The sequence below is a fragment of the Hydrogenophaga sp. genome, from assembly GCF_018780075.1.
GTDB lineage: Bacteria > Pseudomonadota > Gammaproteobacteria > Burkholderiales > Burkholderiaceae_C > Hydrogenophaga.
Map to the genome: position 1 here is coordinate 38,177 of NZ_JADMKB010000051.1, position 9,264 is coordinate 47,440.

At 54.7% G+C, this 9,264-nt stretch carries 6 protein-coding genes and 1 pseudogene; all 7 read left to right on the top strand.

All coding sequences use genetic code 11. The annotated features are described in order from the left end of the window. Positions 1 to 231: 231 nt before the first annotated feature. Positions 232 to 798: a CpsD/CapB family tyrosine-protein kinase gene (locus tag IV088_RS11185; RefSeq protein ID WP_291101852.1), complete on the top strand. Its 567-nt coding sequence runs from the start codon at positions 232 to 234 to the stop codon at positions 796 to 798. Positions 799 to 924: 126 nt separating this feature from the next. Continuing rightward, complete coding sequence (locus tag IV088_RS11190; protein WP_291101865.1) at positions 925 to 2,412, top strand: O-antigen ligase; 1,488 nt, start codon at positions 925 to 927, stop codon at positions 2,410 to 2,412. Then, positions 2,412 to 3,902 carry an oligosaccharide flippase family protein gene (locus IV088_RS11195; protein WP_291101854.1) on the top strand — a complete coding sequence of 497 codons (1,491 nt, stop codon included), beginning with the start codon at positions 2,412 to 2,414 and terminating at the stop codon, positions 3,900 to 3,902. The genes IV088_RS11190 and IV088_RS11195 overlap by 1 nt, the downstream gene beginning before the upstream one ends. 254 nt (positions 3,903 to 4,156) lie before the next feature. Next, positions 4,157 to 5,083, top strand: coding sequence for a rhamnan synthesis F family protein (locus tag IV088_RS11200; protein WP_291101856.1), 927 nt, complete (start codon positions 4,157 to 4,159; stop codon positions 5,081 to 5,083). 200 nt (positions 5,084 to 5,283) lie between these two features. After that, complete coding sequence (locus IV088_RS11205; protein ID WP_291101859.1) at positions 5,284 to 7,722, top strand: AMP-binding protein; 2,439 nt, start codon at positions 5,284 to 5,286, stop codon at positions 7,720 to 7,722. A gap of 62 nt (positions 7,723 to 7,784) precedes the next feature. Next, entirely contained in the window at positions 7,785 to 8,990 is a 1,206-nt protein-coding gene (locus IV088_RS11210) for a hypothetical protein (RefSeq protein WP_291101861.1), read from the top strand. A 71-nt stretch (positions 8,991 to 9,061) separates the two neighbouring features. Further along, a pseudogene (locus tag IV088_RS11215) lies at positions 9,062 to 9,264 on the top strand (hypothetical protein); the annotation flags it as partial.

Consider the following 9,264-nt stretch of genomic DNA (forward strand, 5'->3'; position numbering starts at 1 on the left):
CTTAAGGGGCAGCGTCAGGCACCTGTCTCAGTCGTTCGGTCGGACGTGTCCCGGATGGGTGGGAACCCGCCAGCAGTGCCCTCGGATGCACCCCTTGACTTCACGTACGCTCGGACACACGTGGTACGGCCCGATCTTGCGCACCTGGAACAGCACCGGATCATCGCTCACCGAAAAGACCACCCTAACAGCTGGACGTTCGACTCATTGAGGACCCAGGTCCTTCAGCGCATGGATGAAAACGGCTGGCGGGTGGTGGCGGTTACCTCCCCGACCTTGGACTCTGGCAAGACCGTGGTGGCCATCAACCTTGCGATCAGCATCGCCCAGCGACTCCAACGGACGGCGCTGCTGCTCGATTTCGACCTGCGGCGCCCGAGTGTGGCCAAGTATTTGGGATTGAGCCCAAAGGTTTCGCTCAACGATGTGTTGCAGCGTGGCGTCGATGTTGCGGATGCGATGGTCAATCCCGGGTTTGAACGTCTGGTGGTATTGCCAACGCTGCAGGCTGCCGATAGGCCGTCGGAGCTGCTCGCGTCGCCTAGGGTGGCGGACCTGTTGGGTGAGCTCCGTGATCGCTACGCCGACCGGGTGGTGGTGGTGGATTTGCCTCCTGCACTGGCGGCCGATGATGTGCTGGCTCTTCTACCCCATGTTGACTGTGTGCTGTTTGTCGTCGGGAGTGGCATCTCCTCCGAAAAGGAGATTGAAGCGGCCCAACGGCGGTTGTCCAAGGTTCCCCTAGTAGGGGTGGTGCTGAACAAGGACGCTTCGGTCGTGACCAATGCCTATTACTGAAGCGGCGCCTCGTTCGTGAACACGGTCACCGTCGTTCGGGCGGAGTCCGCCACGTTTGTAGGAGCGGGCCGTTGTTGAGTTCAAAGAGCAACGGCGGTGCCTATGCCTGAGCACATACGTGCCTTGGTGGTGATCTTGGTGATCGCGGCAGTTGTCTTTCATATGGCCAGACCGGTGGCCATTCAGGTGGTTCCGGCAGAGACCTTCTCGCGCTGGAGGACCGCTTGGTTTGGTCTCACCCTGGCCTTGTTCCTGTCGCACAACTTCTGGGTTTATGCACTGCTGCTGATCGTCTGGGTGCGATATGTGGCCAACCGAGAGCAGCATGTGGTGGGGCTGTTCTTGCTTCTGCTGTTCGTCGCGCCCCCAGCCGCGATGTTCATCCCTGGGCTTGGGCTGTTCAACCAGCTCTTTCCGATCAACCATTACAAGTTGCTTGTCTTGCTGCTCCTGGTGCCGTTGGCGTGGACGCTTTTTCAGCGACGCGACAGCGTGAGGCTTGGCAAACCTTCGGTAGACAAGATGGTGCTGGGCTATTTGGCGGTCACTTGCTGGCTGGCTTTCCGTGAGACATCTTTTACCGGTGGTTTGCGTCAGGTGTTCACGTACTTCGTTGATATATTTATACCTTATTACGTTGTTAGCCGAAGTCTCCGGAACATGGAAGACTTTCGGGGCGCCTTTTTTGGGTTTGTCATGGGCGCTGGTGTTCTTTCTGCTTTGGCTTTGTTCGAGGTGCTGCGTTATTGGAAGCTGTACCAAGGCGTGTTGGCGGTCTTGGGTTTCAGCCCCTGGCAGTTAGGAGGTTATTTGGAGCGTATGGGAGTACTGCGCCCGGACGTCACCTTGAGCAACTCGATCGTGCTGGGTTACGTCATGATGGTGGCGGTTGGTTGCCATATATTCCTGCTGGCCTACATGCCAAACAGCTGGCGGCGGCAGATTGGTGTTGGTTTGTTGGTTGGAGGAGTGATCTGGTCTTTGTCCAGGGGGCCTTGGGTCGGTTTGTGTCTGCTCTCGTTGGTGTTTGTCTTCACGGGAACCAAGGTGGTGAGTCGATTGTTCAAGGCCACCGCCCTCGGGATCGTGGCGTTTCTGGTTGCGTTGCAGTTTCCGGCCGGTCAGTTTCTCTTGGATCTGCTGCCTTTCATTGGCGCGAACGAGGCGGGCAGTGTGGAGTACCGCGAGGATTTGCTGACCCAAGCATTACCCGTGGTCGAGAGGAGTTTTTGGTTCGGTTCTACCGACTATTTATCCGCGCCGGAATTTCAGACCATGTATTCAGGTGGGATTATCGACATAGTCAACACCTATCTGGCCGTGGTGCTGAACTACGGGATGGTCGGCCTAAGCTTTTTTGTGGGCGCCTTTCTCTTGGCAATACTTCATACGCTGAGAGCCCTTCGCAAGGCGAGGCGAGGCCGCGATCACGTCGTCTTGCTTGGAAGATCGCTGCTCGCCGTGTTGCTGTCCATCATGCTGACGATTTACACGGTAAGTAGCATCGGTGCGGTTCCCATCGTGTACTGGCTCTTTTTGGGTATGAGCGTTGCCTACCACCAGATGGTGCTGTCACAGCCAGTCATTGAGGAAACCGCTGGGAGACGGGTTTGATGCATTCAAAGCACAAGGCCGAAGGCCTGCCCGGCAAACTTGAGGCGGCGAGCTTTTCGGATAGAGCTAGATCAGGGACGATCTGGATCGTTGTAGCGTTTGGAGGAGGTCAGATTCTGCGCCTCGCTGCGAACATCGCCTTGGCGGCTTTGCTCTTCGAAGAAGCCTTTGCTCTCATGGCCATTGTCTCTGCTGTGATGATGGGGTTGGCCATGTTCTCCGACATTGGACTCAAGCCTAGCGTGGTGCAGAACCCCCGGGGAGATGAGCCGGTTTTCCTGCAGACAGCATGGACATTGCAGGTCCTTCGGGGTTTGGTGTTGTTCATTTGTGCTGTCCTTCTGGCCTGGCCCATGGCACGCATTTATGGAGCCAATGACCCGATAGCCAAAGAGTTGATGTGGCTGATTCCGTTGGTGGCGTTCGGAGCCATTACAGATGGCTTGCAGTCGTCTCGCATGCTCAGTGCTGCACGCCAAATGGACATCGCGAGCGTGACGAAGATCGAGATGCTCGTGCAGTTGTCGAATGCAGTGCTGATGGTGGGGCTCGCTTGGTATCTGCGATCGGTTTATGCGCTCGCGTTTGCAGGTCTTGCGAGCAGTGCGCTGCGTCTCTGGTTGTCCTACGCCTTGCTACCCGGCAGACCCGAGAAATTCCGGCTCGATAGGGAAGCAGTTCGTGCCATTTTCAGGTTCGGCAAGTGGATCTTCCTCAGTACATTGATTTCGTTTCTCGCGATCCAGATCGACAGGGTGCTTTTGGCGGCCATCTTTCCTTTGGCCGAGGTTGGTGTGTATTCGATTGCTGCCAGCCTGGCCCTTATGGTGACGGTGCTCAATGGCGCTCTTCAATCGGCGATTGTATTCCCCTGGTACTCTCGGATGCTCGATAAGGGTATCCCGCTACAGGATGCCTTCAAACGTACCCGAGTCCCTTTGCTGGTGGTAGTTACTTTTCTAGTCGCCCTGTTGGTGAATGGGGCCAGTTCGTTTTTCGAGCTTGCCTATGACCATCGTTATGTCAAAGGCGGTGACTTTTTGCCTGTTCTTGCGGTGGGTGTCTGGTTCAGTAGCCTCAGTGGCATCTACGGTTCGGCATTCCTGGCCATGGGAAAGTCGCAATGGATTGCCAAGGTCAGCGCAATCAAAGTGTCTGTATTCCTGCTGTTTCTGCTGGTGTATTTGCAGTTCGATTACTCCATCGAGATGGCGGTGTTGGCCGTGCTGAGTGCCGAAGTGATCGCGACGGCCACCAGCCAATATCTGGGCTGGAAGGTGGGTCTGCGCAATCTCCGGGTGGAGATCCTGCTGCTGTTCCTGCTGTTGGCAGCTGTGGCCGCCGGTTGGTGGTTCGTTCAATATGTGCCCTGGGTGGCTGTTCAGCCTCCTTTCGTGAGACTGTTGTTGCTGGGGCTGTTGCAGTCCTGCTTTTTTGCTCCGCTTGCTCACCGGTTTGTCCTCGCGATGTTCCGGCGATCTGTCACCTGAGCCCAGCAATGCAAGTGGCGCCTGACACACCTACCCCTGCACGTCGCTGGTTCGCTCGACTAAAGGTCCACCTGGCCTGGCGGTGGAAGCGTGCACGAAAGGCTCCAGGGAGACTCCTCAATCAATGGCTAGGCAACTTTTGGTACGACCTGTGGCTCAAGCGCAAAGCGCGGACGACACGAGGCCGCTTGGCAGAATCTGAGCGTTGTGCGGTGTATGTCCTTTATCCCCGAATGGGCTTGCAGGACTCGCACTTGGCTTCGCTGGAGTATCTGGTGGGCAAGGGCTTCACGCCATTGGTAGTCAGCAACCTGACCCTAATGCCTGCCGAGCGTGAGCGCCTCCTGCCCTTGTGCTGGCAGTTGGTGGAAAGGCCCAACTACGGATACGATTTCGGAGCATATCGAGACGGCGTCCTGCTGGCTCTTGAAGCTGTCCCCAGCATGCGTCAGCTGCTGCTCGCGAACGATTCGGTCTGGTTTCCGGTCCCCGCAGCTTCTGATTGGCTGGCGAAAGCCGAGCGACTGGATGTGGACTTGGCTGGAGCGGCCTCCAACGATGGTTGGGTCGACTATTTGACAGATGCAGGTCGTGGAAGGCGCTGGGTCTTCGACCCCTTGGCACCTCGGCTGCATTACTGTTCGTTCGCGTTGCTGTTAGGTTCCCAGGTTTTGAGGGATCCAGAATTCAATCGGTTTTGGCGGAAATTAAAACTCACTTCAGACAAGCTGTTGACTATTCGCCGGGGCGAGATAGGCCTGAGTCGTTGGATCATCGATCGGGGATATAGTCATGGTGAAACGCTGGATTTGAATCAGTTTGAACAGGAGTTGGAGCAGTTTGATTCTGCGAGATTGTATGATCTGGTTGAACATTTGATCATTCCCGAGGATGTTGAACTGCGCAAAGAGCAGAAGAGGCTGATTGAACAGCCCGCGGATCGTTCTGATTTGGTCGAATTGCGGCGTTTCATTCTCTTGGCCACAGCAGCCACTGGGCCTGCCTATGCCTTGCCCCATTGGTCCTTGCAAGAGCAAAGGTTCGGCTTCCTCAAGAAGTCACCAATGTGGCTCAGCGAACCCACAGCCCGAATCACCCAATCCATCATCGAGCGCCACGGAGACTCCGCCATGCTCAAAGAAGCCCTGCAGCTTGCTTGTGGGGTCAAGTCTAAGTCGTGAGATGCCCTTGGGGCGTCAGAACTGTTACAGGAAAACCAGAAACCTAAAAGAAATTCCCCTTGTTGAGAAGTGGTGCAAGGATGAAGTGGAGGTCATGTCACGAACAATGGCCTGGTTTCTGGAGCCTTGATTCCACACCCCGAACTCGGCTCAATGCTACCCTGCCTGACCCGGATGTGAAAGAACTAAAGGTGTTGATAATGCAAGATTCAAAGTTACGTGCAACAGGGGTGATTCGGCGAAATTCACGCTCCTACGTAGAACACGTTTTTGCACTCAATGAAGTGCATCAACCTTTAGTTAGCTTTCCAGACGAATTGTCTGCCAGGGAGCCAGTCGGTATCGTCATAGAGGAGTGTCTCGTTCCCGATGCAGGTGGTGGCTGGTTCAATGAACACCATGCATTGATTCATGATGATCTCCCTGCGCAGGTGACCTTTACCTCGGGCACAGAGGGTAAGCCAAAGGGCATCGTCCTCAGTTACTCCAACCTTGCCGATGCGGCTGAGCGAATCATCTCCGAGATGGGCCTGACATCTGATGTGCGCGAATACATCGGTGTCCCAGTCACACACAGCTTCGGAATGGCACGCATACGCGTCATCAGTGCAGTGGGAGGGCAGTCTTACATACCACCGCGTGGATTTGATCCACTGGAGTTTTCACGAATGCTCGGTGCCGGGGAGGTTAACTCGCTTTCCGCAGTGCCCACCCTCCTGCGGATTTTGCTGCAAGACCCCCAAGTGGTTGGCGATGCGGGCGGGAAACTGCGCTGGATGGAAATCGGCTCTCAATACATGACTGCCGCGGAGAAAAGAGGCATCCGAGAGCTATTCCCCAACGCGCGGATTGTTCAGCACTATGGTCTCACCGAGGCATCCCGCAGCACTTTTTTGCAGATTTCGGAGGCGCCAGAAGAATTGCTCGAATCTGTGGGGCGTGCTGTTGGCCAAACCGAGGTCAGTATCTCTCCAGACGGTCGAATCCGTATTCGAGGTCCGCATGTTGCGCGGTGGCGCATCGACGGCGATGATCTGCAAGCGTTACCTGAATCTGATGGCTGGCTGGTAACCGGTGACTTGGGTCATCTGAACAATGGGTATCTTTTCTATGATGGTCGGGCTGACGATCTGATCAACAGCGGTGGCCTGAAAATCAATCCAGACATCTTGGAAGAGAGGATCACTAAATTATTGCGAAATACTGGGAAGATTGTCGTGACCAAAGTTCCTGACGCGCTTCGTGGGGAGGGGGTTTTGGTCGTGGCGAATTCTGAAAATTTGGATGAGGCGCAACTCAAAAAGGCATCATTTGAGGCACTCAAGACGATGGGGCTGGATGTGGGGGGCGCCTTGCATGTTAAGCTGGTGACAGAGATTCCGCAGACGGCAACTGGCAAACCTCTGCGGCGACTCCTGACTGAGGATTTCAATCATTCAAACGCAGCCATTGACGCGAATGCCAACGCTGGCAAGCCAATTCGACCAATGGCGCAAGACGTGCTGGATTTCTTTCGGCAATTCTTTCCTGGTCGCAAGATAGACTCCGGCGCGAGCTTTGAAGTCCTTGGGGGTGATTCGCTTGGATACATCCAGTTTTCAATGGGATTCGAAGATCGGTTTGGCCCTCTGCCGAGCGGATGGGAGTCGCTAACTGTCGCGCAATTGCAGAGCGGTATCAGCGCTACGCTTGGGAAGAAACCCTATCTTCGCCTGGAGTCTGCAACGCTGACACGTGCGTTTTTCATGATTTGTATCGTGGCCTTGCACCTTGATACGTTCGTATACAGCAGCAACTGGGGTGCCGCGTATTTTCTTTTTTTATTGGCTGGTTACAGCCTCATGCGTTTTCAGTGGCCAGAGATCAGTCGCACTGGAAAGGTAGGATCGATTTTTGGAACCATTGTTCGCATCGCCGTCCCAACGGTGGCTGTTATCATTGCGTTGCAGCTTTGGGCTCATGAAACTGAGTTGAAGCCTTTATTGCTGATTTCGAACTTATTTGATCCCAGTCAGTACCATGTTGCATACTTCTATTTTGCTGAAATATACATGCAACTTCTGCTGTTGATTGCGGGGGTTTTCTCTTTTAAAGTGGTGCGAAATTCTTTCAAAGAAAACCCTTTGATGAGTGGAACTGCTTTTATTTTTTTTGCAATTGTATTGAGCTATCTGATGGAGTTGATGTGGGACACCAACTATATTTACCATAGAACGCCGATATGGTATCTATGGACTGTTGCATGTGGAATGCTTATTGCCAGTGCTGTCACTCGCGATCTATCTACTCGTTTGATGGTGATGGCAATCGTAACGGTCGCCGTGTTGATTCATCATGGCGTTACGTCAGCTACGTTCTATATCTGTGGGGGCTGTGCGTTATTGCTTTTCTGGCCAGAGATATCTGTTCCGGCTCCTGTGAAAAGGATCGTCGGCGAGGTCGCAGGGGCATCGATGTTCATGTACCTTAGCCACTACCAAGTCAAGTCGCTAGTAGCTCGACTGTTCCATGCACCGATGCCCTGGATTGCCTTGGTCGCTGCAGTTTTTGTCGGTATCGTGTTCGCTCGAACCTATTTCTGGGGGGAAAGTCAGGCGTTGGCCTTTGGAAGAAGGCACGGCTGGTGGGGGAGACAGTAGAGGGCGATGAGTGGGCCCCTTGTTTTTTCTTCACACTCTGAAACCATGCGACACTTTGTCGCATGCGGCTGAATTTTCTATCCCTCTTGATAGCTTTGCCCCTGGCCCTTCTTTCTGGAGTGGTCGGGTGTCGTTCACAGGATGAGCCTAAATTGGGCATTCCGAAGGACCTTTCGATCATCGGGACTCGGTGGGACGCGACACCGCGCTCTTCGGCGACTGTGTTGATCTCCGGTCACAGCCTGACAGATCCTCTACCGGATCCCCTTGTTGCCATTGCGCACAGTCTCGGGACGACCATCGAATGGAATCGCCAGTCTGTACCCGGCTCGTCCGTGCGCGTCCGCACGCGAGGGCTGGATGAAAGTCAGGGTGTATGGGCTGGCTACCGCACCGGCTTCAATCGTGACAGCGAGAATATGGACGTCTTGGCGGAATTGCGCTCACCGCGCACCATCAACGCGCGCAAATACGACGTTCTGTTGATCACTGAACAACATGGTCTTCTGGGGACCTTGGTATGGAACGACACGGTTCGCTACCTGAGGCATTTTCACGATCGCTTCATCGAGGCCAATCCGTCGGGCAGCACCTACTTCTACGAGCCTTGGATCAGCATCTCAGACAAATCCGACCCCCGAAAATGGATCACCTATGAGCGGGCTGCATCACCAATATGGCAGTGCATCGCGACGCGCGTCAACGTCGCGCTCGCTCATGAAGGTCGTACCGATCGCATAGTGACTATTCCGGCCGGACTCGCTCTTGCAGAGCTCGTCAACCGCGCGACGACCGGGGCCGGTTTGCTTGACGTAAGTCGCGGTAGTGTGCGTGAGACGATGGATGCGTTGATTTCGGATGACGTGCACGTTTCCACGCTCGGCGGCTACTTCGTTTCACTGGTAACGTACTCATCGATCTATCGGAGAAGTCCGGTCGGTGCTGGCGCACCAGAATCGGTCAAGTTAAGCACGGCGCGCGCGCTACAGGAGTTTGCATGGGATTTTGTGTCTCGTTACTACTCTAGCTATCAACCTTTGTCACTTGAAGAGTGTAGGGAGCGCGTCGTGCGGCAGTTCAACTCAGCGTATTGGGCCTACGAGCATGAAATCGGTTTCGCTAGAGATGATGGCGCCCTGCAAGCGTTTGCCAAGGTGGTGCGTCTGCGCTTCCAATGGAAGCAACGTTTCGGGACTCTCGATTCGAGCAATCCACTTTACTTCGATGCTGCGACCAATCATCAGTACTGGCTACTTGGGCCGGAATGAAGTCCCCTTGAAAACCTGAACTGAAAAGCCCCGAGTTTTGAGGAGGCTCTTTTCCTTGAGAGGATAGAGCCATGAGCAAGAAGTCGAACCAGTTTTCACCCGAAGTGCGCGAACGTGCCGTTCGCATGGTCCAGGAGCACCGAGGCGAGTACCCGTCGTTGTGGGCAGCCATTGATTCGATCGCGCCCAAGATCGGTTGTGTGCCACAAACCCTGCACACTGAACTGACCCCCAGAAGTTGGACAAACTTCGAGGGGTTTCATGAGGAAGTACA